This window comes from Thermaerobacter subterraneus DSM 13965 (genome assembly GCF_000183545.2).
In the GTDB taxonomy this organism is placed as follows: Bacteria; Bacillota; Sulfobacillia; order Thermaerobacterales; family Thermaerobacteraceae; genus Thermaerobacter; species Thermaerobacter subterraneus.
Genome location: NZ_JH976535.1, coordinates 2,306,364 through 2,332,636, shown reverse-complemented (window position 1 = coordinate 2,332,636; position 26,273 = coordinate 2,306,364). Strand labels below are relative to the sequence as shown.

At 70.6% G+C, this 26,273-nt stretch carries 18 protein-coding genes; all 18 read left to right on the top strand.

The features are described from left to right. Nucleotides 1-634 precede the first annotated feature (634 nt). The 18 genes from THESUDRAFT_RS15125 to THESUDRAFT_RS09390 all read left to right on the top strand — a co-directional run bounded on the left by THESUDRAFT_RS15125 (nucleotide 635) and on the right by THESUDRAFT_RS09390 (nucleotide 25,993). On the top strand, nucleotides 635-2,749 hold the full coding sequence (locus THESUDRAFT_RS15125; protein WP_006904570.1) for an HD domain-containing phosphohydrolase: 2,115 nt from the start codon (nucleotides 635-637) through the stop codon (nucleotides 2,747-2,749). Nucleotides 2,750-2,758: 9 nt separating this feature from the next. Further along, the gene (locus THESUDRAFT_RS15120) at nucleotides 2,759-3,295 is read left to right on the top strand and encodes a UPF0236 family transposase-like protein (protein ID WP_006904569.1); all 537 of its coding nucleotides are present in this window, start codon (nucleotides 2,759-2,761) and stop codon (nucleotides 3,293-3,295) included. Then, on the top strand, nucleotides 3,288-4,220 hold the full coding sequence (locus THESUDRAFT_RS15115) for a UPF0236 family transposase-like protein (RefSeq protein WP_006904568.1): 933 nt from the start codon (nucleotides 3,288-3,290) through the stop codon (nucleotides 4,218-4,220). Before THESUDRAFT_RS15120 ends, THESUDRAFT_RS15115 begins: the two co-directional genes overlap by 8 nt. Before the next feature lie 91 nt (nucleotides 4,221-4,311). Beyond that, nucleotides 4,312-5,289, top strand: coding sequence for a two-component system sensor histidine kinase NtrB (locus THESUDRAFT_RS09460; protein WP_006904567.1), 978 nt, complete (start codon nucleotides 4,312-4,314; stop codon nucleotides 5,287-5,289). An 83-nt stretch (nucleotides 5,290-5,372) separates the two neighbouring features. Then, on the top strand, nucleotides 5,373-7,748 hold the full coding sequence (locus THESUDRAFT_RS09455; RefSeq protein WP_006904566.1) for an ATP-dependent helicase: 2,376 nt from the start codon (nucleotides 5,373-5,375) through the stop codon (nucleotides 7,746-7,748). Between the two features lie 185 nt (nucleotides 7,749-7,933). Further along, nucleotides 7,934-10,228, top strand: a complete 2,295-nt coding sequence (gene ligA / locus THESUDRAFT_RS09450; protein WP_040827492.1) for an NAD-dependent DNA ligase LigA — start codon at nucleotides 7,934-7,936, stop codon at nucleotides 10,226-10,228. 535 nt (nucleotides 10,229-10,763) lie between these two features. Beyond that, a complete protein-coding gene (locus tag THESUDRAFT_RS09445; RefSeq protein ID WP_423219088.1) occupies nucleotides 10,764-11,924 on the top strand; it encodes an ABC transporter ATP-binding protein in 1,161 nt (386 codons plus the stop codon). Next, nucleotides 11,921-12,949 (top strand): ABC transporter ATP-binding protein, encoded by a 1,029-nt coding sequence (locus tag THESUDRAFT_RS09440; protein ID WP_006904563.1) that lies wholly within the window; start codon nucleotides 11,921-11,923, stop codon nucleotides 12,947-12,949. The genes THESUDRAFT_RS09445 and THESUDRAFT_RS09440 overlap by 4 nt, the downstream gene beginning before the upstream one ends. A 405-nt stretch (nucleotides 12,950-13,354) precedes the next feature. Then, complete coding sequence (locus tag THESUDRAFT_RS09435) at nucleotides 13,355-15,106, top strand: peptide ABC transporter substrate-binding protein (protein ID WP_006904562.1); 1,752 nt, start codon at nucleotides 13,355-13,357, stop codon at nucleotides 15,104-15,106. Between the two features lie 245 nt (nucleotides 15,107-15,351). Next, nucleotides 15,352-16,281 carry an ABC transporter permease gene (locus THESUDRAFT_RS09430; protein WP_006904561.1) on the top strand — a complete coding sequence of 310 codons (930 nt, stop codon included), beginning with the start codon at nucleotides 15,352-15,354 and terminating at the stop codon, nucleotides 16,279-16,281. A gap of 4 nt (nucleotides 16,282-16,285) precedes the next feature. Beyond that, nucleotides 16,286-17,257, top strand: coding sequence for an ABC transporter permease (locus tag THESUDRAFT_RS09425; protein WP_006904560.1), 972 nt, complete (start codon nucleotides 16,286-16,288; stop codon nucleotides 17,255-17,257). Between the two features lie 14 nt (nucleotides 17,258-17,271). Continuing rightward, the gene (locus tag THESUDRAFT_RS09420; RefSeq protein ID WP_006904559.1) at nucleotides 17,272-18,282 is read left to right on the top strand and encodes an ABC transporter ATP-binding protein; all 1,011 of its coding nucleotides are present in this window, start codon (nucleotides 17,272-17,274) and stop codon (nucleotides 18,280-18,282) included. A gap of 3 nt (nucleotides 18,283-18,285) precedes the next feature. Further along, nucleotides 18,286-19,335 (top strand): ABC transporter ATP-binding protein, encoded by a 1,050-nt coding sequence (locus tag THESUDRAFT_RS09415; RefSeq protein WP_006904558.1) that lies wholly within the window; start codon nucleotides 18,286-18,288, stop codon nucleotides 19,333-19,335. 517 nt (nucleotides 19,336-19,852) lie between these two features. Then, nucleotides 19,853-21,568, top strand: a complete 1,716-nt coding sequence (locus tag THESUDRAFT_RS09410; RefSeq protein WP_006904557.1) for a peptide-binding protein — start codon at nucleotides 19,853-19,855, stop codon at nucleotides 21,566-21,568. Between the two features lie 93 nt (nucleotides 21,569-21,661). Then, the gene (locus tag THESUDRAFT_RS09405; RefSeq protein ID WP_006904556.1) at nucleotides 21,662-22,633 is read left to right on the top strand and encodes an ABC transporter permease; all 972 of its coding nucleotides are present in this window, start codon (nucleotides 21,662-21,664) and stop codon (nucleotides 22,631-22,633) included. After that, nucleotides 22,630-23,691 (top strand): oligopeptide ABC transporter permease, encoded by a 1,062-nt coding sequence (opp4C, locus tag THESUDRAFT_RS09400; protein WP_006904555.1) that lies wholly within the window; start codon nucleotides 22,630-22,632, stop codon nucleotides 23,689-23,691. Before THESUDRAFT_RS09405 ends, opp4C begins: the two co-directional genes overlap by 4 nt. After that, entirely contained in the window at nucleotides 23,688-24,938 is a 1,251-nt protein-coding gene (locus tag THESUDRAFT_RS09395) for an ABC transporter ATP-binding protein (RefSeq protein ID WP_006904554.1), read from the top strand. Before opp4C ends, THESUDRAFT_RS09395 begins: the two co-directional genes overlap by 4 nt. Beyond that, nucleotides 24,938-25,993 (top strand): ABC transporter ATP-binding protein, encoded by a 1,056-nt coding sequence (locus THESUDRAFT_RS09390; RefSeq protein ID WP_006904553.1) that lies wholly within the window; start codon nucleotides 24,938-24,940, stop codon nucleotides 25,991-25,993. The genes THESUDRAFT_RS09395 and THESUDRAFT_RS09390 overlap by 1 nt, the downstream gene beginning before the upstream one ends. Nucleotides 25,994-26,273: the final 280 nt, after the last annotated feature.

Sequence of the window (26,273 nt, the reverse complement as noted above, 5' to 3'; positions counted from 1 at the left end):
TGGCAGCGGCGAAGGATGTATGTAGCCGGACTGGTCCCGGCGCTGCAGCCTGCCTGTGCCACAACATGACGAAAAAGGTCGAAGCACGGTCCTATTTTTTCGAATTTAGGAGGATCTTGCGGGGGCTTGTCGTAACCTTTTCCTAGCAGGGCCGGAGGGAACGGGCCGGGCCGCGACAAGGAGCGGCCGGTCGCCGCCCGGGATCAGCGGGAGGGGCGGGACCGGCCGGACGCGGGTGGAGGTGACGGGGATGCTTTACCGTGCGGCGAAGCTGCTGGCCGGTGTGCTGGCGGCGCTGACCATCGTGGTGAACTATCAGGTCAGCTGGCCCATGTAGTCCCTTGCCGGAAGGGTTGGGCCCGGACCCGCAGCCCTGGCCGGCCTGGCTGCAGGCACCACCGCGCCCCTCGCACCCGGGTTACCACCATCAAAACACGGGCACCGGTGGGGTGTAAAGGCAGGTGGAACCGGTCCGGCGGGCCCTCCGGCCCTCGGCCGGGGCTGCGGAGCCGGCTGCTGCGACGCGAAAGCCGCGTTCGCCGGGGCGAACGCGGCTTTCGCGTGGGCAGGGGCACCGGCACCGCGATTCCGGCCCGGGCTCCTGCGGCTGCACGCCGCCGGGGAGGGTTGCCGCTTGGACCAGCGAAGTGGAACCGCTATGAAGCCTTCGGGGACCGTCGCCCGGTACATGCTGGCCGTGGCCACCTTGGGCCTGGCGGGCCTGGTGGTCCAGGCCGTGCGCTGGCCGGTGCCGCCATCGGTGCTGGTGCTGGTGCTGGGTTGCGCCCTGCTGGTGGCCGAACTGTACCAGGTGCCCGCCCCCGGCGGGGAGGCGGTCTCCATGGGCTCTCTGGTGGTCCTGGTGTCCCTGTGGCTCCTGGGGCCGCCCGTGCCCATCTGGGCCGAGGTGGTGGGCTGGAGCTTGCTGGCCCTGCGCCGGCGCTCTTTCGGCCTGGTCACGGCCTTCAACATCGGCCAGACGGTGCTGGCCGTGCTGGCCGCCGCTGCGGCCTTCCGCTTCACCGGCGGCGCGTGGGGCCAGCCCCTCGTGGCGGGCGACACCGCCACCCCCTACCTGGCCAGCGCCGTGGCCTTCGGCCTGGTCAACGCCACCCTGGTGACGGTGGCCTTCGCCCTCTACAAGCGGGTTCCCCTGGGGCAGCAGGTGCGCACCTACCTGGTGGCCGACAGCTGGCGGCTGGCGGTGTCCGCCCTGCTGGCCCTGGGCGTCTACATCCTCTTCACCCGCCACGGCTATCCCCCCGCGGCCCTGGCCGCCTTCCCCGCTTTGACGGTGGTCCACCACTACGTGGCCACCGTCTGGACCCGCCACCTGCGGCAGCGGGCGGTGGAACGCTTCCTGCGCACCCTCCAGGCCGACCCCCAGGGTCTGCGCCGGGCCGACATGCTGGTGCGGCTGGTCACCGAGCTGGCCGAGGCGCTGGGGGTGTCCGGGCGGGACGTCGACAACCTGCGCCAGGCCGCGCTTCTCCACGAGGCAGGCGGGCCGCGCCCCCTGGGCATGGACGACGGCGATCCCGCTCCGGCCCAGCTGGCCCGCCACGCCGTGGCCTCGGCCCGGGAGGTGGCGCGGATCGCGGTGCTGGAGCCGGTGGCGAGGGTCCTCCGGCACCACCACGAGCATTGGGACGGCAGCGGCGGGCCCGACGGCCTGGGGGGCACGGCCATCCCCCTGTGCAGCCGGATCCTGGCCGTGGCCGAGGCCTATCTTTTCGCCCTGCAGCGCTGGGGCGATCCCGGGGCGGCCTGGGAGGCGGTGCAGGGCCGGGCCGGCAGCCGGTTCGACCCCCGGGTGGTGGAGGCCCTGGGACAGGTGCGGGGCAGTGTGGCCTGGCTGCCCGAGCGGGGACTGAGCATGGCCGGGGAGCTGGCCGTGGCGGCTGAGCAGCTGCGCCGGTTCGTCCGGGAAGCGGGGCGGGGAGCGAAGGGCCGGGGTACGGGCTTCGACGACGAGGTCCTGGTGCGGCAGGCGGCGGGAGCGGTGGTGGCTCTCTCCCACCTGGCCCGGGTGATCAACGCCACCCTGCACCCGGACGAGGTGGCCGAGTGGGTCCTGGACACCTTCCTGCAGGTCGTGGGCGGGCGCGTGTTGTGGCTGGTTCCGGGGGGCCGGGCCGGCGTGCTGCGGGTGGCGGCCCTGCGCAACGGGCCGCCGGGCCTGGTGGGCGGAGAGCTGGATCTGCACCGCCCGCCCTTCCAGCGGCTGCTGGAAGGGCGCAGGCCGCTGCTGGCCCGGCTGGAACCCGGCCAGGGGCCGGACTGGCTGCTGGCGGGCCAGCGGCGGTGGGTGCTGGCCCTGCCCCTGGTGGCCAGGGACCAGCTGCTGGCGGCGGTGGTGGTGGTCCGGGACGAGCCCCTCCCCCAGGCCCTGAGCCAGACGGACCTGCTGGCGGTGGTGGCCAGCCAGGCGGCCCTGAGCCTCGACAACGCCCGCCTGTTCGAGCAGGTCCAGGCGCGCCTGCAGGAGCTCACCGCCCTGAAGCGGTTCCAGGACCTGATCTTCGAGCAGGTGGGGACAGGCATCGTCGCCGCTGACGCCGCCGGCACGGTCACCCTGGTCAACCGCGCGGCGGCGGCCATCCTGGAGCGGGCCGGCTGGGCGCCGGCCGTGGTATCGCGGCGACTGCCTAAAGTTTCAGTAGGTGCTGGTGGGGGAAAAGCGAAGGAGAGACCTCACCAGGTTGTCCCAAACGGGACAGCCGATCCTTCTGGCCAAGGATGGAGGTGAGGCCTCTCCATGAAGGATGTGATTCGCCGCATCGGGGAGATCACCCTGCAGCTTGCGCGGGTTGTGGAAAAGGCCGTGTGGGAGGCGCCGGACTTTCGAATGCTGGAGGTGGCCGTGGTCCGAGGGGCGCAGGAGGCCGCGAGGCAGCTGCTGGTCACGGCCTTGGAGGCGCTGGACCGGCAGCTGATGGAGCAGCGGGACCGGCGGCAACTGAAGTGCGTCAACCGGCAACCACGAAGCCTGATGACGTGGGTGGGCGAGATCCAGTGGGAACGGCGGTATTACCAGGAGCGGCCAAGCGGGGTACGGCGGTTCTTGCTGGATGAAGTGCTCGGGTTGGCGCCGCGGCAGCGGTACTCGCCGCTGGTGCAGGAGTTCGGGATTCAGCTGTGCACCCAAGTGCCGTTCGCGGCGGCAGCGGACTGGCTGGAGCGGGTGAGCTGCGGGGCCGTGCGGCTGAGCGCCATGGCCTTGTGGGCGGACGTGCAGGCGGCCGGGGCCCGAGCGGACGAAGCGGCGAAGGCGCAGCGGGAGGGCGGTGTTTGAGCGGGGCGAGATCCCGCCCGGGAGCCGGCCGGCGGCCGCCGTCGACCTGGAGTTTGACGAGCTGCTGGTGCGGGGCCGGCGGCGCGGGCCGGATGGGCAGAAAGAGCGGATCGCGCTGATGCATGCACTGGCGTATGAGGGCAAGGCGACGGACGCGCGGGGGCGGACGGTGCTGAAGAACCGGCGGGTGCACGTGGCCGTGGGCGAAGGGACGGCGTCCATCGAGGAGGCGCTGGCGGCCTTTGCGGCGGCGTGGGATTGGGCCCGGGTGGAACAGTGCACGGTGGGTGGGGACGGGGCGCCGTGGATCCGCAAGGTGCTGGAGTACCTCCCCCAGGCCACCTATCGCCTCGATCCGTTCCACCTCAAGCGGGCGCTGCGGCGCGGGCTGCGGCATGATCCGGAAGCCCACCGGCAGCTGGCGGCGGCGCTGGCCGAGGGGAAGCCGTGGCCCGAGGTGGCGGCGATCCTGGATGCGGCTCGCCGGCGGGCGCAGGGAGACGACCGCGACCGCGTCCAAGAGCTGAAGCAGTACATGAAGAACCACTGGGACGGCATCGTGGCCGACGCGAACGTGCGGCGGCTTGGTGCGATCGAGGGGCAGAATTACCACGTGCTGGCCCGGCGGATGAAGCGACGGGGAGCGTCGTGGAGCGAAGGCGGGGCACGGCACCTGGCCCGCCTGTTGGCGGCCCGAGCAAATGGGGAGCTCGAGCGCTATGCGCGTCCGGTCTGGCAGCGCCGCCAGGCGCCACCGGTGGTGTCGACCCCGCAAGGCCGGCTGTTCGGGCAGCGCCTGAGTCGGAGCGACGTGGAGGATGTCGCCCAGTGGCTGCGGGTGCGGATCCCGGCGCTCTACGGGCCGCATGCGGACCGTGAGTGGGTGCAGGCGTTACGGCACCTGGCCGGCCTTTCTGTGGCGTAACCGGAGCATGGGTCGGGGGGATCCACCTACCGAAGCTTGATGCAGTCTATCGCGGCCGCGGCCCTTGGGGGCGAGCAACCCCTGTGATAGCATGCTTCTGGAACAGCTGGAGGCGACCGAGCCCCTGCCCCCGCGCCTCTTGGAGCTGGAGGGGCGGGACGGGTCACCGCTGGCCGTGGCGGTCCGGGCCTTTCCCCTGGTGGGACCGGACGGGGAGAAGGCCGGGGCCGTGGTGTTGTTGCAGGACGTGACCCAGGAACGGGAACTGGAACTGCGGGCGCGGCGCTCGGAGCGCCTGGCGGCGGTGGGCCAGCTGGCGGCGGGCGCTGCCCACGAGATCCGCAATCCCCTCACCGCCATCAAGGGGTTCATCCAGCTCCTGGACCGGCGGCTGGAAGGCGAGGCAGCGGGCTACATCGACATCGTCCTGCAGGAGATCGAGCGGATCGAGACCATCGTCAACGACCTGCTGCTGCTGGCCCGCCAGCCCCGGCTGCGCCTGCGCCGCGTGGATGTGGGGGCGCTGCTGCAGAGGCTGGTGGACATGATCCGGCTGGACCAGGCGGCCCGGAGCTGTGTGGTGGAGCTGCGGGTGAGGGAGCCGCTGCCGCCCGTGGTGGCCGACGAGAGCCAGCTGAGGCAGGTGTTCCTCAACCTGATCCGCAACGGCCTGGACGCCATGCCGGAAGGCGGCTGCCTGCAGATCCGGGCCTTCGCCAATCCCGCGGCGGGGACCGTGGTGGTCGAGGTGGAAGACCGCGGGCCCGGGATTCCGCCCGAACATCTGGGCCGGATCTTCGACCCCTTCTTCTCCACCAAGGAGGGGGGTACGGGCCTGGGCCTGGCGGTGAGCTACGGCATCGTCCGCAGCCACGGCGGGCATATCGACGTGGAAAGCGAGCCGGGCCGAGGCACGCGCATGCGTGTGGTGCTGCCCGTCGACGGTCCCCCGCCCACGGCGCCCGCCTCGTCGACGGCGGGCGAGCCGGAAGCCGCCGGCTCCCCGGCCCCGGGCGCGCAGCCGGGGCCTGCGGGCCGCGTGGGGGGAAAGGGCCGGACCGGCTCCTGACCGGCCTCGGGTCGGTCCCTGTCCACAAGAGCCGGCCCGGCGTGATCCGGGACCGGCAGGTCCGGCGTGGGGAGGTTCTGGTTTTGACGGATTTGCTGGCAGATCTGAACCCTGCCCAGCGGGAGGCGGTCACCCATCCCGGCGGTCCCGTGCTGGTGCTGGCCGGGGCCGGGAGCGGCAAGACCCGGGTGCTGACCCGCCGGGTGGCCTACCTGCTGGAGCAGGGGGTGGCGCCCCACCAGATCCTGGCCATCACCTTCACCAACAAGGCGGCCCGGGAGATGCGGGAGCGGGTCGAGCAGCTGGTGGGGGCCGGCGCCCGGGACATGTGGATCGGCACCTTCCACGCCAGCTGCGTGCGCATCCTGCGCCGGGACGGTTACCGCATCGGCTACGATCGCAACTTCGTCATCCTGGACGAGGACGACCGCCGCGCGGTGCTCCGGGAGGTCCTCAAGGAGCGGAACCTCAGCGAGACCCGCTACCCGCCCAACGCGGTGGGGGCGGCCATCTCGGCCGCCAAGAACCAGCTGCTGGATCCCGAGCAGTTCGCCGCCCGCTACCGGGACTTTTACCGCCAGCAGGTGGCCATGGTGTACGCCGCCTACCAGCAGCGGCTGGAGCGCAACGGCGCCATGGACTTCGACGACCTGCTGATGCAGGCGGTGCGCCTGCTGGAAGAGGCGCCCGACGTCCTGGCCTACTATCAGCGCCGGTTCGTCCACATTCTGGTGGACGAGTACCAGGACACCAACCACGCCCAGTACCGGCTGCTGCGCCTCCTGGCGGCAGGGCACCGCAACCTGTTCGTGGTGGGCGACCCGGACCAGAGCGTCTACCGCTGGCGGGGCGCCGACATCACCAACATCCTGCGCTTTGAGGAAGACTATCCCGACGCCCGGGTGGTGCGGCTGGAGCTGAACTACCGCTCCACGGCCTCCATCCTGGGAGCCGCCCAGGCGGTGATCGAGCACAATACCCAGCGCAAGGAGAAGCAGCTGCGCTCCGTCCACGGGGAGGGGGCGCGGGTGGTGGTCTTCGGCGCCGCCGACGAGCACGACGAGGCCTGGTTCGTGGCCCGGGAGATGGAGCGGTTGCACGCCGAGGGCCACGAGTACGGGGAGATGGCCGTTCTCTACCGCACCCACGCCCAGTCGCGGGTGGTGGAGGAGACCCTGCTGCGCCGGGGCATCCCCTACCGCATCGTCGGGGGCCTCAAGTTCTACGAGCGCAAGGAGGTCAAGGACATCCTGGCCTACCTGCGCCTGGCGGTGAACCCCGAGGACCGGATCAGCCTGCGGCGGGTGATCAACGTGCCCCGCCGCGGGATCGGGGAGGCCACCCTGGCCCGGCTGGAGGCGTACCTGGACCGGGAGGGCGCCGGCCTGCTGGAGGCTCTGGCGGCCGCCGAGACCATACCGGGCATCACCCGTCCCCAGGCGGCCGCCCTGCTGGCCTTCGGCGGAGTGATCGCCGACCTGCGGGCGGCGGCGGAAAACCGGCCGGCCTATGACGTCATCGCCCTGGCCCTGGAGCGCACGGGCTACCGGGAGATGCTGGAGCAGGAGCAGACGCCCGACGCCATGACCCGCCTGGAGAACCTCAAGGAGCTGCTCTCGGTGGCCCGGGACTTCGAGCGCCAGCGGGGGCCGGGCGACGCGCCCCTGGTCGACTTTTTGGCGGAGGTGGCCCTGGTCAGCGACGTGGACCAGCTGGAGGAAGGGGCCCGGGCCGTCTCCCTGATGACCCTGCACAGCGCCAAGGGCCTGGAGTTCGACGTGGTCTTCATCACGGGGATGGAAGAGGGGGTCTTCCCCCACAGCCGTTCCCTGGACGACCCGCAGGAGCTGGAGGAGGAACGCCGCCTCTGCTACGTGGGGATGACCCGGGCGCGGCAGCGGCTCTACCTGTGCTTCACCCGCCAGCGGACCCTGTTCGGCGCCACCCGGCGCCAGGTACCCTCCCGCTTCCTGGAGGAGGCCGACGAGCGCTACCTGGAGTGGCAAGGACTGCCGCCCGGCGGGGGCGATCCGGACCTGGACGAGGAGGAGCCCCTCTGGGGCGGCAACGGTCGCCCCGGGCGCGGGTCCAGGGCGGCGTTCTCGGGAGGCTATCTGGGGGCCTGGACCGGGCCGGGCCGCACCGCCCGGCCCGGCGGCCCATGGGGTGCCGGGCCGGCCGCCCGGGCCGGTTCCACCGGTCCGGGCAGGGGTGCTGCGGGAGGAACCGGCGGCGCCGGCGGCGCCCACGGCGGGGCGGGCGCGGCGGGGAGCGCCCTGTCCGGGCGCGTCCCCGGGGGCGATTTCCGGCCCGGGGAGAGGGTGGTGCACCCGCGCTTCGGCCAGGGCACCGTGATCATGCGCCGGGGCGAGGGGGACGACGCCGAGGTGACCATCGCCTTCCCCGACGCCGGCCTCAAGACCTTCATCGTGCGCTACGCCAACCTGCGGCGGGCTTGAACACGCCGGGGCAAGGGGGAGTGGTCATGGACGGCCAGGGGGACCTGTGGAGCGCGGGGGAGGGCGCGGGAGCAGGCCCGCGGGCCGCGGGGGATGGGGCTCCAGCGGCGGGCAAGGGCCTGGGGTCGGCCGGGGCCGGGGGAAGGGCGCCGGCGGAGCGCCCGGCGGAGGACGTTCCGGCCGACCTGGAGGCGGCCCGGGCCCGGGTGGAGGCCCTGCGCGAGCAGATCCGGCATCATGACTACCTTTATTACGTGCTCGACCGGCCCGAGATCGACGACGCCGCCTACGACGCCCTGATGCGCCAGCTGCGGGAACTGGAGCAGCGGTTCCCCGAGCTGGTCACCCCCGACTCGCCCACCCAGCGGGTCGGGGGCCGCCCGGCCGCGCCCTTTGCTCGGGTCGAACACGCCGAGCCCATGCTCAGCCTGGACAACGCCTTCAGCCGGGAGGAGCTGGAGGCCTTCGACCAGCGGGTCCGCCGCGCGGTGGGGGACGACGTGGCCTATGTGGCGGAGCTGAAGATCGACGGCCTGTCCATCGCCCTGACCTACGAGGGAGGCCGGTTCGTCCGCGGCGCCACCCGCGGCGACGGTGAGGCCGGGGAAGACGTCACCGCCAACCTGCGCACCATCCGCAGCCTGCCCCTGCGGCTGCGGGACCGGGAGCGACCGGTGCCCCGGCGGGTGGAGATCCGCGGCGAGGTCTACATGACCTTCGACGCCTTCCGCCGGCTCAACCAGGAACAGGAGGCACGGGGGCTGGCGCCCTTCGCCAACCCGCGCAACGCGGCGGCCGGCTCGGTGCGCCAGCTGGATCCGGCGGTGACGGCCTCCCGGTCGCTGAACCTGTGGGTCTACGCCCTGGCGGGCTGGGAGGGCGACGAGCCGGCGCCGCGCAGCCAGTGGGAGGTGCTCCAGACCCTGCGGGCATGGGGGCTGCCCGTCAACCCCCACGCCCGGCGGTGCACCGGCCTGGACGAGCTCTTCGCCTACATCGACGAGTGGGCGGAGCGGCGCCACCAGCTGCCCTACCTGACCGACGGCATCGTGATCAAGGTCGACGACCTGGAACAGCAGCGGCAGCTGGGGGCCACGGCCCGCAGCCCCCGCTGGGCCATCGCCTACAAGTTCCCGGCGGAGAAGGCGCGGACGCGGGTGCGGGACATCCTGGTCAGCGTGGGCCGCACCGGTGCCCTGACGCCGGTGGCGGTGCTGGATCCCGTGCTGCTGGCGGGGACCACCGTCAGCCGGGCCAGCCTGCACAACGCCGACTACATCCGGGAGAAGGACGTGCGCATCGGCGATCTGGTGGTGGTCCACAAGGCGGGGGAGATCATCCCCGAAGTGGTCGAGGTGGTGAAGGAGGCCCGCACGGGCGCCGAGCGGCCCTTCTCCATGCCCGAGCGCTGCCCCGCCTGCGGCAGCCCGGTGGTGCGGGTGGAAGGCGAGGCGGCCACCCGCTGCCCCAACGCGGCCTGCCCGGCCCAGCAGCTGGAGCGCATCCGCCACTTCGCCTCGCGGGACGCCATGGACATCGAGGGGCTGGGGCCGGCCATCATCGAGCAGCTGGTCGGCCGGGGGCTGGTGCGCGACGTGGCCGACCTCTACCACCTGGAGCCGGAGCCCCTGGCCCAGCTGGAACGCATGGGTCCCAAGTCCGCCGCCAACCTGGTGGCCGCCATCGACGCTTCCCGGGGGCGGCCGCTGCGCCGGCTGCTCTACGGCCTGGGCATCCGCTTCGTGGGCGAGCGGGTGGCCGGGCTCCTGGCGCGGCACTTCGGCACCATCCAGCGCCTGATGGCGGCGGGGCCGGACGAGCTGATGGCCGTCCCCGAGATCGGGCCCCGCATCGCCGAGAGCGTGGTCATCTTCTTCCGGGACGAGCATAACCGCCAGCTGATCCGCCGGCTGGCGGAGGCGGGGGTGGAAGCGGCGGCGGGCGCGCCGGAGCCGGGCAGTGCCGCGGCGCGGGCGGTGGTAGCGGCGGCGACGGCCGCGGGCGGGCCCGCGGGAGCAACGGGCACGGCGCCTGGTGGCCCGGCGGCTGCAGGGGCGCCCGGGACCGCGGCGGGCGGCGTCGCAGGGGCGGGCGCGGGGGTGGCTGCGGCCCGCAGGGCAGGCGCCGGGGATGGGGCTGCCGGGGCCGGGTTCGTCCCTGGAGCCGGCCCCGGGGCGGGAGCTGGTGCCGCCGGTGCGCCGGCCGCTTGGCCCGATGTCCCGCCCGAGGTGCGGGAGCGGGTGGCCGGCAAGACCTTCGTGTTCACCGGCGGCCTGGCCAGCATGACCCGGGACGAGGCCCAGGAACTGGTGGAGGCGCTGGGCGGCCGGGCCACCGGCAGCGTCAGCCGCAAGACGGACTACGTGGTGGCCGGCGAGGGGGCGGGTTCCAAGCTGGCGCGGGCGCGGGAGCTGGGCATCCCCGTGCTCGACGAGGCGGCCTTCCTGCGGCTTGTCGGCCGCGAGCCGGCGGGAGGGTGAGGGGCGGCCCCCCGCACAAGAGGTGCGGGATCCGGCGGCGCATCCCGCCATGCTCCGGTGGAACGGCAGCCCGGCCCAGGCCCGGCGGGACGGCCGGAGTCCCCCTGGCGGCGACCATGCCCGGCCGGAGCCCCTGCGTGGCCGGGCGGAACCCCGCAGGCCCGGGGAGCGCGCGGGGAAAGGGGCATCTGCCGCCTGCGGCTGCCGGCGGGAAGGATCCCGGCATCCTGCAGCGAACCAGTGCAGGGAATTGCTACCGGACATGCTGCGCACCGGCCGCCGCCGGCCCCGCCGGCGGCGCTCCGTCTACCGCACCTGGGAGGAACCCGCGTTGCCCGAGGCAGCCCAGTCCCCGTTTGCAGCCGGGGCCGGGGCGGCGCCCCCGTTCCCCGGCCGGTCGCCGGTCCCTGCCGGCCCTCCCTCGCCCTCGCCGGTCCCGCCCGGGACGGGGTCCCGGCCCGCTGGCGCGGCGCCCCGGACCGGTACGGCATCGGAGGCGGCGGGCCGGCCCGGGAGGGCCGAACCCCTTCTGGAAGTGCTCGACTTGCGCACCGAGTTCCACGCCGGCGGGGTCCGCTTTGCCGCCGTGGACGGTGTCAGCTTCACCATCCACCGCGGCGAGACGGTGGGCCTGGTGGGGGAGTCCGGATCAGGGAAGAGCGTGACCTCCCTTTCCATCCTGCGGCTCGTCCCCTCGCCCCCCGGCCGCATCGCCAGCGGCTCCATCCTGTTCGAGGGCCGGGATCTCTTACGCCTCGGCGAGGCCGAGATGCGCCGCATCCGCGGCAACCGCATCGCCATGATCTTCCAGGAGCCCATGACCTCCTTGAACCCCGTCTTCACCGCCGGCGAGCAGATCGCCGAGACCCTGCGCTGGCACCGCCGCCTCCCCCGCCGGGAGGCGCAGGCCCGGGCGGTGGAGCTGCTGCGGCTGGTGGGCATCCCCGACCCGGAGGTGCGGGCGCGCCAGTACCCTCACCAGATGTCGGGGGGCATGCGCCAGCGGGTGATGATCGCCATGGCTGTGGCCTGCGACCCCCAGCTGCTCATCGCCGACGAGCCCACCACGGCCCTGGACGTGACGGTGCAGGCCCAGATCCTCGATCTCATGAAGGACCTGCGCCGGCGCCTGGGCACGGCCATCCTGCTGATCACCCACGACCTGGGTGTGGTGGCCGACATGGCGGACCGGGTGCTGGTGATGTACGCCGGCCGCATCGTGGAGGCGGCGCCGGTGGACGACCTGTTCGCCCGGCCGCTCCACCCGTACACGGAGGGCTTGCTGGCCTCCATGCCCCAGCTGCACCGGCGCGCCCAGCGGCTCCACGTGATCCCGGGCCAGGTGCCGAGCCCGGCCCGGCTGCCGGCGGGGTGCCGGTTCCACCCGCGCTGCCCCTACGCCATGGACATCTGCCGCCATCAGGAGCCGGCGCTGAAGCCCGCCGGCGAGGGGCGCTGGGTGGCCTGCTGGCTCCGGGACGAACCGGCCGCCGGCGGAGCCCCGGCGGCGGGGGCCGCCCGGGCGGGCGGTAACCCGGGCGCCGGCGACCCCGCGGCCGGTGGAGACGGCCGGGCCGGCGGCGTCCCGGCCGCCAGGGCCGTCCCGGCCGGCATGGACGGCGCGGCGTACGGTGATCGCCTGTCCGCTGGGGCCGACCAGCGGCCCGGCGCGGCCCCGGGAGGGATCCGCCCATGAGCCGCCCGCTAGTCGAGATCCGCGGCCTGAAGAAGTACTTCCCCGCCGCCGGCGGCCGGCTGGGCCGCCCGCGCGGCTGGGTACGGGCGGTGGACGGCATCGACCTCGACATCTTCCCGGGGGAGACCCTGGGGCTGGTGGGCGAGTCCGGTTGCGGCAAGACCACCACGGGGCGGCTGGTCCTGCGGCTGCTGGAGCCCACGGCCGGTTCGGTCCGGTTCGACGGCACGGACATCTTCCAGCTGCGCGGCGCGGCCCTGCGGCGGCTGCGGCGGGACATGCAAATCATCTTCCAGGACCCGTTCGGTTCCCTCAACCCGCGGCGGACGGTGGGGGACATCATCGGCGAGGCCCTGGCCGTCCACGGCATCGCCCGCGGCCGCGCGCTGCGGGAGCGGGTGGCCGAGCTGTTGGAGCTGGTCGGGCTTGCTCCCGAGCATGCCCGGCGCTACCCCCACGAGTTCTCCGGCGGCCAGCGCCAGCGGATCGGCATCGCCCGGGCCCTGGCCCTGAACCCGCGGTTTGTCGTCTGCGACGAGCCGGTCTCGGCCCTGGACGTGTCCATCCAGTCCCAGGTGATCAACCTGCTGGAAGACCTGCAGGACCGCTTCGGTTTGACGTACCTGTTCATCGCCCACGACCTGTCGGTAGTCCGCCACATCAGCGACCGGGTCGGGGTGATGTACCTGGGCAAGCTGGTGGAGCTGGCACCGGTGGATGACCTGTTCCGCCGCCCCCTGCATCCCTACACCCAGGCCTTGCTGTCCGCCGTGCCGCTGCCCGACCCGCCCCGACAGCGGCAGCGGGAGCGCATCGTGCTGCAGGGCGACGTGCCCTCGCCGGCCAACCCGCCGGCCGGCTGCCGTTTCCACACACGCTGTCCCTTTGCCGAGGCCATCTGCCGCCAGGAAGAACCGGCCCTGCGGGCCGTGGAGGGCGGCCGCCTGGTCGCCTGCCACCTGGCCGAGAAGCTGCCCACCTCGGGTGCCTGGGAGGCACCGGCCGGCGTGGCCGGCGGGGGATGATCCGGCCCGGGAAAAAGCGCGGCCAAGCGGCGCGGATCCCAGGGGTCTTGGGTCCTCGGTGCGCCCTGGTCCTCCGCCCTGCCGGCGCACGGGACCCCGAAGGTTCGAAGCCGGTGGGGCCCGTCATGTCCAGGCGGGCACCGGTCCGATGCTTCAGCGGCGGCGTCCCTTCCAAGGGGCCCGCCCGCAGCCACGGTGGCGCTGACGGTGGGGACCGCCTGGGAGGGACGCCGGTTATTCCCTGTGAAACGGACCGTATCACAGGAGGAAATCGCGCGACCGGCGAGAACATCCCTACGGTGTATGCTGCTTGTCGAAAGAAAAATGACCGGTGAAAGGAGGTGAATCCCCATCCGAACCGGTCTTGCGCCGAGGAAGGCGCAAACCAGCATCAGGGGGGTACCCATGTTGAAGCGTAATCGCAAGCTGTTCGCGCTGTTTAGCCTCCTGGTGGTTGCGGCCCTGGTCCTGTCCGCCTGCGGCAGCGGCGGTGGCAGCCAGGGTGACAACAACCAGCAGCAGGAGGAACCTCAGCAGCAGGCCGGCGGGCCCGACAGCCCCAACTACCTCAAGCTGAATCTGGGCGACGAGCCGCCGAGCCTGGACCCGCAGCTGGCGACCGACACGATTTCCTTCCAGATTATCGGCGCCACCTACGAGGGCCTGGTACGCCAGGACCCCAACGGCGAGATCAAAGAGGGCAGCGGCATGGCGGAGAGCTGGGAGGTCTCCGAGGACGGGCTGACCTGGACCTTCCACCTGCGCGACGCGCAGTGGAGCGACGGCAAGCCCGTCACGGCCAACGACTTCGCCTACGCCTGGAAGCGGGCCATGGACCCGCGGCTGGCCTCGCAGTACTCCTACATCATCGCCCCGTACATCAAGGGCGGTAATGATGTGGCGAACGCCTGCGGTGACGACGGCTCCTGCGAGGGCGACGATGCCAAGATCGAAGAGGCCCTCAACAACGTCGGCATCGAGGTCGTCGACGAGAAGACGCTGAAGGTCACTCTGAGCCAGAACGTTCCCTTCTTCCTGAACCTGCTGACCTTCGGCACCTGGCAGCCCGTGCGCCAGGACATCGTCGAACAGTACGGCGACCAGTTTGCCACCGATGCCGACAAGGCCGTCTACAACGGCCCCTTCATCGTCAAGGAGTGGAACCACAACAACTCGCTGCGCATCGAGAAGAACCCGAACTACTGGGATGCTGCCAACGTCAAGCTTGACTATGTCGACTACGTGATGGTGAGCGACGCGGCGGCGTACATCAACGCGTACGAGGCCGGCGAGATCGACGTCACCGGCGTGCCGGCCGAATTCAAGGAGCAGTTCGAGCAGACCCACGCCGACGAGCTGGGCCGCTACGCCGACGGGGCCACCTTCTACCTGGTCCTGAACACGACCAAGAAGCCGTGGAACAACCCGAAGGCACGCCAGGCCGTCTCCTACGCCATCGACCGGGAGACCTACATCAACGCCCTGAACAAGGGCATCGGTCTGCCGGCGGTGAGCTACACCAACCCGGTGATCACGGCGCCGGGCGAGCCGGGCGTCAGCTTCGAGGAGAAGTACGTCCGCCCGCTGAACCTGTTCCCGGCCAAGGCCGACCCGGCCAAGGCGAAGCAGCTCTGGCAGGAGGCCCTCCAGGAGGAAGGCCTGACCGAGGTCCCGACCCTGGAGTTCGTCGGTGACAACGGCGACGTGGTCAAGACGCGCCTGGAGTTCTTCCAGCAGCAGCTGAAGCAGAACCTGGGCATCGACATGCAGATCGTCCAGGTGCCCTTCGAGGAGCGGCTGGAGCGGCAGCGCACCCAGAAGTTCGACATCATCATGGCCGGCTGGGGTCCCGACTATGACCACCCGCTGACCTTCCTGGACATGTGGGTGTGCGACGGGCCCTACAACGACGGCAAGTACTGCAACGAGGAGTACGACAACCTGGTCAAGCAGCTCCAGCAGGCGAAGGACCCCGCCCAGCAGCGGGAGATCGCCATCCAGCTGGAGAAGCTTATTGGCCAGGACGTGCCGATCGTGCCGATCTACCACCGCGAGGTGCTGTACGCGCAGAAGCCCTACGTCAAGAACCTCATCCGGCGGGCCATCGGCTACAGCCCCGAGTTCAAGTGGGCGTACACCGAGGGCCGCGGCCAGTGAGGTCGTAGGGCGGTCAGGCGCGGTCCGTCCTGGAAGGAGACGATAGGCCGGGTCCGGCCGGGCGGGCCCCGTGGCCGCACCGCGCGGCGGAGGGGCCCGCCGGCCGCCCTGACCCGAGGCTTGCGCACCCGACGACGAGACCGGTTGGGACGATGGGATCCCGGCCTCGTGCCGGGATCTCGTGCGTCTGCTGCGTTCGTCCGATGATTGGTGATGCTGGTCGGGGGAGGAAGGGGGGACGTCGCATGCGCCGTTACATCGCCCAGCGCCTGGTGCTGATGCTGGTGTCCATCTGGGCCGTGGTGACCGTGACCTTCGTGTTGATGCACGCCATTCCGGGGAATCCCTTCGCCGATCCGCGGTTGCGGCCCGAGATCCTGGCGCTGATGATGGACAAGTACGGCTTGAACGATCCGCTCTGGGAGCAGTACCTGCGTTACTGGGGCAACCTGCTCCAAGGCGACCTGGGTGTGTCGTTGAAGAACATCGGCCAGAGCGTCAACCGGATGATCGCCGAGGGTTTCCCCTGGTCCGCCTGGATCGGCGGCCAGGCGCTGGTCTTCGCCTTGGTCGTCGGGCTGACCCTGGGCACCATCGCCGCCTTGAACCGTAACCGCTGGCCCGATTACACGGCCATGGTCATCGCCGTCCTGGGTGTCTCGGTGCCGAGCTTCGTGATCGCCGTGTTCGCCCAGTGGCTGTTCGCGGTGAAGCTCAAGCTGGTGCCGGTGCTCTGGAACGGGACCTTCGTCGCATCGATCCTGCCCTCCCTGGCCCTGGGCGGGACGATGCTGGCCACGCTGGTCCGGATGATGCGCACCCAGATGCTGGACGTGATGGGCCAAGACTACATCAACACGGCCCGAGCCAAGGGCCTGTCCCAGGGTGAGGTCATCTGGCGCCACGCCCTGCGCAACGCGATCCTGCCCATCGTGACGATCCTGGGCCCGCTGGTGGCGGGCATCCTGACGGGCACCGTGGTCATCGAGGCCATCTTTGGAATCCCCGGCCTTGGCAAGTATTACGTTGAGAGCGTATATCAGAGGGACTATCCCTTGATCTTGGGGACCACGGTGTTCTATTTCATCTTCCTGATCGTCGCCAACTTCCTGGTCGATCTCTCCTATGGGATCATCGACCCGCGGATTCGGCTGACGAACCGGGCCAGGGGGTGATTCCATGGCGGTGAACCGGGCGGCGAGGCCGGCGTCGGCGACGGGACCCGATCTGACGCCGGACCTCTTCCAGCCGGCGCCCATGGCCGCCGGCGAGGCGGAGGCCATCGTCCGGCCAAGCCTGACCTTCTGGCAGGACGCTTGGATCCGTTTTCGCGCGAACCGGCTGGCCATGCTAGGTATGGTGCTGCTGATCTTCATGGCCCTGGGATCGTTGTTGGGCCCCGTGATCTCCTATCACGTCGGGGGCCACACCTTTGACTTCCAGGATTACGCCAACATCAACAAGCCGCCCTCGGCCCAGTACTGGTTCGGCACCGACCAGATCGGTCGCGACCTGTTCACCCGGGTCTGGATGGGTGGGCGGATCTCGCTGTTCATCGGCATCGTGGCCGCGCTCCTGGAGCTGATCATCGGCGTGCTCTACGGCGGGATCTCGGGCTATCTGGGCGGGCGCGTCGACGAGATCATGATGCGCATCATCGACGTGCTCTACGGCATCCCGTACCTGCTGCTGGTGATCCTGCTGCTGGTGGTCATGAATCCGGGGTTGCCCACCATCATCCTGGCCATGGGCTTGACGGGCTGGGTCGGCATGGCGCGGCTGGTGCGCGGCCAGATCCTCCAGCTGCGGGAGATGGAGTTCGTGCTGGCAGCGCGGGTCCTCGGGGTGCCCACATTGCCCCTCATCCTGCGGCACCTGGTGCCCAACGTGATGGGGCCGATCATCGTCAGCCTGACGTTGACGGTCCCGGGTGCTATCTTTGGCGAGGCGTTCCTCAGCTTCATCGGCCTGGGGGTGCCGCCGCCGCGGGCCAGCTGGGGGACGTTGATCAACGAGGCGTATACCGTCATGCGGATCTGGCCGTGGCAGTTCGCCTTCCCGGCCCTGGCCCTGAGCATCACCATGTTCGCCTTCAACGCCGTGGGCGACGGCCTGCGGGACGCCCTGGATCCGCGCTTGCGGGCCCGGTAGAAAGGACGAAGCCTATGGAGAAGCTGCTGGAAGTCCGCGACCTGCGCGTCCACTTCCGCACCCATGGCGGTGAGGTCCAGGCGGTCCGCGGCGTCTCCTTCGACCTGCACAAGGGTGAGACGCTGTGCATCGTGGGCGAATCGGGCAGCGGCAAGTCCGTCACGGCCCAGACCATCATGCGCCTGATCCCTATGCCGCCGGGGCGGATCGTGAGCGGCAGCATCCGCTTTCAGGGCAAGGACCTGGTCAAGCTGCCCGAGCGGGAGATGCAGAAGATCCGGGGGCGGTCCATGGGCATGATCTTCCAGGATCCCATGACCTCCCTCAACCCGACCATGACCATCGGGCGGCAGATCACCGAACCGCTGATCAAGCACCAGGGGATGCGGCCCGACCAGGCCATGGCGCGCGCCATCGAGCTCCTGCAGATGGTCGGGATCCCCAATCCGGAGACCCGGGTGCGCCAGTACCCCCACCAGTTCTCGGGGGGCATGCGCCAGCGGGCGATGATCGCCATCGCCCTGGCCTGCAACCCGGCGCTGCTGATCGCCGACGAGCCCACCACGGCGCTCGACGTGACGATCCAGGCCCAGATCCTCGAGCTGATGCAGGATCTGAAGAAGCGCCTGGGCACGGCCATCATCCTGATCACCCACGACCTGGGCGTGGTGGCTCGCATGGCCGACCGCATCGCCGTGATGTACGCCGGCCAGATCGTGGAGCAGGGGTCTGCGGAAGAGATCTTCCACCATCCGAAGCACCCCTACACGGAGGCGCTATTGCGGTCCATCCCGCGACTTGACGACCGGCGGGACCGGCTGCAGGCCATCCCGGGGACGCCGCCGGATCTGTTCGCACCGCCTGCGGGCTGCGCCTTCGCCGCCCGCTGTCCGTACACCATGCGGGTCTGCCACGACCACGACCCCGCGCTGGAGGAGATCCGGCCCGGGCATTACGCCAAGTGCTGGCTGCACCATCCGTACGCGCCGGTGGTGGGTCTCAACGCCGAGGAAAGGGGGGCGTGAGCAATGGCCAAGGGTGGAACGGCGACGGCGGTGGCGGCGCGGGACGCTGCGGGGCCCGGGCGGGAGCAGCCGGCCCAGGATCGTCCGCTGCTGGAGGTGCGCAACCTCAAGCGCCACTTCGAGGTCGGCCGTGGCGCCGTCCTCAAGGCTGTGGACGGCGTCTCCTTCCAGATCCGGCGCGGTGAGGTCCTCGGCCTGGTGGGCGAGTCGGGCTGCGGCAAATCCACAGTGGGGCGCACCATTGTCCGCCTGTACGACCCCACCGAGGGGCAGGTGCTCTTCGACGGTCAGGACGTCCACAAGTTGGCGGGCCAGGACCTGATGCGCTTCCGCCGCCGCGCGCAGATGATCTTCCAGGACCCCTACGCCTCCCTCAACCCGCGCATGCTGGTGTCGGAGATCATCGGCGAGGCCCTGGACCTGCACGGCATGGTGAAGGGGCGCAAGGAGCGAACGGAGCGCATCCACGAGCTTCTGAACCTGGTGGGACTGAACCGGGAGCACGCCAACCGCTTCCCCCACGAGTTCTCCGGAGGCCAGCGGCAGCGCATCGGCATCGCCCGCGCCCTGGCGGTCAAGCCCGAGTTCATCGTGGCCGACGAGCCCATCTCGGCCCTGGACGTATCGATCCAGGCCCAGATCGTCAACCTGATGACCGACCTCAAGGACCAGTTCGGGTTGACCTACATCTTCATCGCCCACGACCTGTCCATGGTCAAGCACATCAGCGACCGGGTGGCCGTGATGTACCTGGGCCAGATCATGGAGCTGGCGCCCAGCGACGAGCTCTACCTCCGGCCCCAGCATCCTTACACCCAGGCGCTGCTCTCGGCGGTGCCCATCCCTGACCCCAGCGTGGAGCGCACCCGGGAGCGCATCGTGCTCAAGGGCGACGTGCCGAGTCCGGTCAACCCGCCGCGGGGGTGCCCCTTCAACACCCGCTGCCCCCTGGCGGAGAAGATCTGCTTTGAAGAGCGCCCCGCGCTGGAGGAGATCGCCCCGGGCCACTGGGCCGCATGCCACCTGGTCAAGGGGACCGGCGCCGCCGCCTGAGGGGTCCGGCGGCAGCCCCTGGCGCCGCCCGGCGAGAGGTCATGGCCCAGGCGCGGCCGGGGCGAACCCCCCACTGGACGAACCGGCAAGGCGCCGGAGGACCGTGACGGTCCTCCGGCGCCTTGCTTTTCTGCGTTCAAACGGCCCGGTGAGCGTCGCGTGGTGGCCGGTTCCGCGACATCCGGAACGGCGGCGGGGAGCGAAGGGCACGGCTGGTGGGCGATAACAGGCCACTGTTTATGGTTCCACGACCTGATTTCGGAAGGAGAGGGGCCGTGTCGCGGAGTATTCCTTCCGACAACCCGGGAGCTCCCAGGAGAAGGGGGGCACCAGGTGGGGGTGGGAGCGGCCGGAGTCGACTGGAGACTGTGCTTGGCGCCGCGTGGACTCGTTGCTGCCATGGCGCGGCGCTTGACGGTAGGGGCGCTCCGGGAGCCGAAGCTCGGGAGCAGACCAAGGGCGTGGTGCCTGCTCCGCAGGCTCCCGGCAAGGCTGTAGTGCGAGGGAGGTTGTGAGGGTGGTTCGTACGGGCCGACTCGGTGCTGTTCTGGCCATTTTGCTTGTCGCCGCCTTCGTGCTGGCGGCATGCGGCCAGGGAGGCAGCCAGGCCCCTGCCCAGGGGGAGCAGGGGCAGGAACAGCCGGCCGGGGGTGAACAGGCCGGACCCAAGAAGGGCGGTACCCTGACCGTCGGTACCTTCTCGGACATCATCACGATTAATCCGCTCTTCATCGACGACGTGCCGTCGCAGGAAGTGGCCAACCTGGTGCTGGCTTCCCTGTACGATGTCGACCCCAAGGGCAATCTGGTGGTCAGCGAGACCTCCCTGGCCGCCGAGATGCCCGAGATCAGCGAGGACGGCCTCACCTACACCGTGAAGCTGAAGGACACGCCCAAGTGGACCGACGGCAAGCCCGTGACCGCGGAGGATGTGGCCTGGACAATCGAGATGTACCGGACCCCCGAGGTCGGCTCGCCCGCCATCGCGTACTTTGACAAGGTCGACAAGGTCGAAGTGGTGGACGAGCATACCGTCCGGGTCACCTTGAAGCAGGTTTACGCGCCTTTCATCTACGCGTTGGGGGACCTGCAGCCGCTGCCGAAGCATGCCTTCGAGGGCGTCGCTCCGGCGGACCTGCAGAAGCAGCCCTACGGCACCGATCCCGCCAAGACCATCACCAACGGCCCGTGGAAGTGGACGGAGTGGACGCAGAAGCAGTACGTGACGCTGGAACGCAACGAGGACTACTGGGGACCGGAACCCTACATTGACCGGGTGGTCTTCAAGATCTACGCCGACCAGAACACCCTGGCCCAGGCCATGCTGAACCATGAGATCGACGTCCTGACGGGCGTCAGCATCAACACCCTGCCGGCCCTGGAGGGACAACCCGGCATCAACATCCTGGAATCGCCGGGTCCCGTGTATGACTATCTCGGCTTCAACTTCAACCCCGACAACTTCCCTGACGGGTTCGTACCGTGGGAGAGCCAGAAGACCCGCCAGGCCATCGCCCATGCCATCAACCGGCAGGGTATGGTGGACAGCATCCTCAAGGGGCACGGCACCATCCTGAACGGGCCCTTCCTGCCCGGGTCGTGGGCCGACGCCGGAACGGCCGTCAACTACGAGTACGATCCCGAAAAGGCGAAGCAGCTTCTGGCCGAGGACGGCTGGACGCCCGGGCCCGACGGCATCCTGCAGAAGGACGGGCACAAGTTCGAGTTCACCCTGCAGACCAACGCAGGCAACGAGCGGCGCGAGCATGTGGTGTCCGTCATCCAGCAGAACCTGCAGGAGGTCGGCATCAAGGTCAACATCCAGACCCTGGACTTCTCCAGCTGGGTGAACGACTACATCGTGCCCGGCAAGTACCAGGCCATCGTCCTCGGCTGGCGCCTGTCTCTCGACCCGGATGCCGAGTCCATCTTCAGCTCCAAGTACTTCCCGCCCAACGGGCAGAACTCGGGCTGGTACAAGAACGAGGAGATCGACCGGCTCTGGGTCGAGGGGTACTCGACCACCGACCAGGAGGAGCGCAAGCAGGTCTACGCCGAGATCGCGCGCCTCATCTCCCAGGACCTGCCCTACGTCTTCCTCTACACCCAGAATGTCATTGCTGCCTACAGCGACCGGGTGAAGTGGGCGGAGGAAGACAAGCCCGTCCTCACCCTGCCTGACGGGTGGCAGTACAACATGGAGAAGTGGTGGCTGGCCGACGCCGGCAGCTAGTGAACCATCGGAGGCGAATCACCGGGGTCAGGGCGGGGCGGCTTCAGGCTGGCCCCGCCCGCCTGCCCCGAGGGCAGAGGGGGCATCCGATCGTTGGCGGAGTACCTGGTGCGCCGGGTGTTGCAATCCCTGCTGGTTCTCTGGCTGGTCACCGTGGTGACCTTTGCCATCATCCACCTGGCTCCCGGCGGGCCCGTTCAGATCTTCCTCCAGCCCGGGCTCTCGCCGGCTGCCATCGAGCAGCAGATCAAGAACCTGGGGCTCGACCGGCCCATTCCCGTTCAGTACCTGGACTGGCTGGGGGATCTGCTGCGCGGCGACCTGGGCCATACCTTCAAGGGCTACATCCCGGTGGCCCAGATCATCTGGCCCACCTTCAAAAACACCCTGATCCTGATGGGAACGGCATGGGTGGTAACGCTGCTCCTTGCCATCCCCTGGGGTGTGTACAATAGCGCCCGCCAGTACGGGCTGTCCGACACGCTGGCGTCCCTGGTGGGCTACGCAGGCTTGGCCATGCCCTCCTTCTGGCTGGGCATCATCCTCCAGCAGGTGTTTGCCCTGAAGTTGAAGTGGTTGCCCCTGTCGAACATGTACACCTACGGCCGCGAGGGCGACTTGTTGGATCTGGTGCGCCATATGGTCCTGCCGGTGGCCACCCTGGTGATCATCAACCTGGCCGCCTACCTGAAATACGCCCGGGCCAGCATGCTGGAAGTTCTCGGCCAGGACTACATCCGCACCGCGCGGGCGAAGGGCGTGCCCGAGCGGCGGGTCATCTTCCGCCACGCCCTGCGCAACGCCTTGATTCCCATCATCACCATTCTCGGGCTTGACCTGCCCTTCGTGGTCTCCGGTGCCGCCCTCACCGAGGCCGTGTTCAACTGGCCGGGCATGGGCCAGCTCTTCGTCCAGATGGCTTTCGCGCGGGAATACCAGGTGTTGATGGCCATCACCTTGATCGTCACCGTGGTGGTGGTGGTCGGCAACCTGCTGGCCGACGTGCTGTACGCCGTGGTCGATCCCCGGGTGCGCTTGACGGGGAAGGGGGTGCAGTCTGCATGAGCCATCCCCTGCCGTGGCAACCCGGCGCCGGCCCCCAGGGAGAGGGGCCCGGTGCGGGGGGGCCGGGCGTCGCGGGCCCCGCGGAACTGCCCGTGGACGGGGCCGAGCCCGCGGGACCGGCGGTGGCCCTCTGGCGAGTGGCGCTGCGCCGGTTCTTCACCAACCCGTGGGCGGTGGGCGGACTTCTGGTCCTGTTGTTCTTCATCGGCGTGGCCGTGGCGGCGCCATGGATTGCCCCGCACCCGCCGGAGAAGATCGATCTGCTCAATGTGGACGCGCCGCCCAGCCCGGATCATCCCCTGGGCACCGACGGCATCGGCCGCGACATCCTCTCCCGCTTGATCTACGGCAGCCGGGTTTCCCTGGTGGTCGGCTTTGCCGTGGCCGCCGGCACCATGTTGCTGGGATCGCTGGTGGGGGCCCTGGCGGGCTATTTCGGCGGCTGGGTCGATACCGTGTTGATGCGGCTGATCGACGTGATGCTGTCGTTCCCCTCCCTGTTCCTGAATATCCTGGTGCTGGCCATCTTCGGTTCGGACTTCAAGTACCTGATCTCCATCCTGGTGCTGACCAGCTGGATGGGGGTGGCACGGCTGGTCCGCGGCCAGTTCCTGCAGCTGCGGGAGATGCAGTACGTGGAAGCGGCGCGGGCCATCGGCACCCCGGCTTGGGAGATCATCGTCCACCACCTGCTGCGCAACGCCACGGCGCCCCTGATCGTCAACGCCACCCTGATGATCGGCGGGGCGATCCTGGCCGAATCGGCCCTGTCCTTCCTCGGCCTGGGGGTCCAGCCGCCCCAGACCAGCTGGGGCCAGATGCTGAACAACGCCCAGGAGTACATGCTGACCAACCCCATGCTGGCCGTGTACCCGGGCGCCTGCATCTTCTTGACGGTCCTGGCCGTCAACTTCGTGGGCGACGGGATCCGCGACGCCCTCGACCCGCGGCAGAAGGAGCGGATCGGGCGGGGCATGCGGCTGGCCGCCCGGGCGGCGGTGGCCTTCGGCCGCCGGCATGCCGGCGAGCTGGAGGCCCGGGGAGGTGAGGCCCGTTGATCCGCAAGGCGTGGGCTGCGGCGCCCGCCGGAGCACCGCTGCCGGTGACCGGTGCCGCCGGGGGCACCAACCCGGCGAGAGAAAGCCGGCCCCTGCTGCAGGTGGAGGACCTGACCGCCGGGTTCATCACCCGCCAGGGCCCCCTGCTGGCGGTGGAGGGCATCTCCTTCCGCGTCGACGTGGGGGAGACGGTCTGCCTGGTGGGGGAGTCGGGCAGCGGCAAGAGCGTGACCTCCCTGGCCATCATGCGGCTGCTGGAGTATGACAACGGGGCCATCTTTGGAGGCCGGATCCTGCTGGACGGCACCGACCTGGTGGCCCAGAGCCAGGAGGCCATGCGCCGGATCCGCGGGCGCCACGTGGCCATGGTCTTCCAGGAGCCCATGACGGCGCTGAACCCTGTCTTTCCCATCGGCGACCAGATCGCCGAAGCGGTGATGCTCCACGAGGGCAAGAGCCGGGCGGAGGCCTGGTCCCGGGCGGTGGAGATGCTGCGGCTGGTGGGCATCCCCGAGCCCGAGGTGCGGGTGCGCCAGTACCCCCACCAGTTCTCCGGCGGCATGCGCCAGCGGGCCATGATCGCCATGGCCCTGGCGTGCCGCCCCCGGCTGCTGATCGCCGATGAGCCCACCACGGCCCTGGACGTGACGATCCAGGCCCAGATCCTCGAGCTGCTGCGGCAGCTCAAGGCCGAGCTGGGCATGTCCATCCTGCTCATCACCCACGACATGGGCGTGGCGGCGGAGATGGCCGACCGCATCGTGGTCCTCTATGCCGGCCGGGTGGTGGAGGAAGGGCCGGTGGACCGGATCTTTGAACGGCCCGCCCACCCCTACACCATGGGCCTGCTCTCATCGGTGCCGGACCTGGAGCGGCCGCGGCAGCGCCGGCTGTGGGCCATTCCCGGTTCGGTGCCCAGCATCGACCGGATGCCGCGGGGGTGCCGGTTCCACCCGCGCTGTCCCTACGCCGAGCCCCGTTGCAGGGAAGAGGAGCCGCCCTTGCGGCCCTGGGAAGGGGGCCACGTCGCCTGCTGGCTGGCCGAGCAGGTGGCCGCCCAGGGGCTGCGGTTCGGAGAGGCCCCTGCCGGGCCGGCCGGGTTTGCTACCGGAAACCCGGAGGAGGCCGGGCTGGTTGCGGGGCACCGGGGTGCAGGGGGCAGCCCGGCGCATCCGTCCGGAGGCCCGGCGGCTTTCGGCGGCGGCCGGGCCGAGGCAGCGGGCGGTGCTGGGGAGGTGACCGGTTGATGGCAGCGGTCGAACCCGCAACCCCCGCGGTCCGGCCGGCCGGGGCAGCAGGCACCGGCGAAGCACCAGGCCAGGCCGGCCAGGGGGGCGAACCTCTGGTCAGGGTGGAAGGACTCAAGAAGTACTTCCCCATCACCCGCGGCATCCTGTCCCGCACCGTGGGGCATGTGCGGGCCGTGGACGGCGTGTCCATGGAGATCTACCCCGGGGAGACCTTCGGCCTGGTGGGCGAGTCGGGCTGCGGCAAATCCACCCTGGCGAGGCTGATCCTGCGGCTGGTCGATGCCACGGAAGGGAAGGTCTGGTTCGACGGCCAGGACCTGTTTGCCCTAACGCCGGCCGCCATGCGCCGGGTGCGGCGCCAGATGCAGATCATCTTCCAGGATCCCTTCGGCTCGCTGAACCCGCGGTTCACCGTGGCGGACATCATCGGCGAGCCGCTGCGGGTGCACGGCATGCGCCGGCGGGCCGACCGCGATCGCCGGGTGGCGGAGCTCCTGGAGCTGGTCGGGCTGAACCCGGCCTGGCGCCACCGGTTTCCCCACCAGTTCTCCGGCGGCCAGCGCCAGCGCATCGGCATCGCCCGGGCCATCGCCCTGAACCCGCGGTTTGTGGTCGCCGATGAAGCCGTCTCCTCCCTGGACGTGTCGGTGCAGGCCCAGATCCTCAACCTGCTGGCGGACTTGCAGGAGCGGCTGGGGCTGACGTACCTCTTCATCGCCCACGGGCTCAACGTGGTCCGCCACGTCTCCACCCGCGTGGGGGTGATGTACCTGGGCCAGCTGGTGGAGGTGGCGCCCGTGGACGAGCTCTTCCAGCACCCGGCCCACCCCTACACGGCGGCCCTCCTGTCGGCGGCTCCGGCACCCCACCCGCGGCGCCGCCGGGAACGCATCGTCCTGCAGGGCGACGTGCCGTCGCCAGCCAGCCCGCCGCCGGGTTGCCGGTTCCACCCCCGCTGCCCCTTTGCCCAGCCTCGCTGCCGGGAGGAGATGCCGGTTCTCCGGGTGCTGGGCCCGGGGCACGCGGTGGCCTGCCACTTCCCCCTGGGGTGAGGGGGCGGCCGGCACGGTAGAAGGGCACGGCCGGGACCCGCGCCGCCGGCTCCGGCTTCGCCCGGGGCCGCGGCGAGCCCGGCCGCCGGCCGCCGGCCAGGGTACGCGGCCCCTGCCCGCGCAGTCATGGCACGGGCAGGGGCTTTCATGCCGGGAGGGAATGCCCCCGCCCTCGTGGAAGGTGGGGGCACCGGCGCCCCCGTTGCCGCCGTGACCGTCAAGGGCGGAGCCAGGCGCCCGTGGTGCTGGCCCCTGCGGCGCCTATCATGCCGGCGGTACC

Excerpts from the sequence above, each read along its gene's own strand:
- THESUDRAFT_RS15120 (WP_006904569.1), top strand. The coding sequence starts at position 2,759 with ATGAAGGATGTGATTCGCCGCATCGGGGAGATCACCCTGCAGCTTGCG.
- THESUDRAFT_RS09460 (WP_006904567.1), top strand. The coding sequence starts at position 4,312 with ATGCTTCTGGAACAGCTGGAGGCGACCGAGCCCCTGCCCCCGCGCCTC.
- THESUDRAFT_RS09440 (WP_006904563.1), top strand. The coding sequence starts at position 11,921 with ATGAGCCGCCCGCTAGTCGAGATCCGCGGCCTGAAGAAGTACTTCCCC.
- THESUDRAFT_RS09435 (WP_006904562.1), top strand. The coding sequence starts at position 13,355 with ATGTTGAAGCGTAATCGCAAGCTGTTCGCGCTGTTTAGCCTCCTGGTG.
- THESUDRAFT_RS09430 (WP_006904561.1), top strand. The coding sequence starts at position 15,352 with ATGCGCCGTTACATCGCCCAGCGCCTGGTGCTGATGCTGGTGTCCATC.
- THESUDRAFT_RS09425 (WP_006904560.1), top strand. The coding sequence starts at position 16,286 with ATGGCGGTGAACCGGGCGGCGAGGCCGGCGTCGGCGACGGGACCCGAT.
- THESUDRAFT_RS09420 (WP_006904559.1), top strand. The coding sequence starts at position 17,272 with ATGGAGAAGCTGCTGGAAGTCCGCGACCTGCGCGTCCACTTCCGCACC.
- THESUDRAFT_RS09415 (WP_006904558.1), top strand. The coding sequence starts at position 18,286 with ATGGCCAAGGGTGGAACGGCGACGGCGGTGGCGGCGCGGGACGCTGCG.
- opp4C (WP_006904555.1), top strand. The coding sequence starts at position 22,630 with ATGAGCCATCCCCTGCCGTGGCAACCCGGCGCCGGCCCCCAGGGAGAG.
- THESUDRAFT_RS09390 (WP_006904553.1), top strand. The coding sequence starts at position 24,938 with ATGGCAGCGGTCGAACCCGCAACCCCCGCGGTCCGGCCGGCCGGGGCA.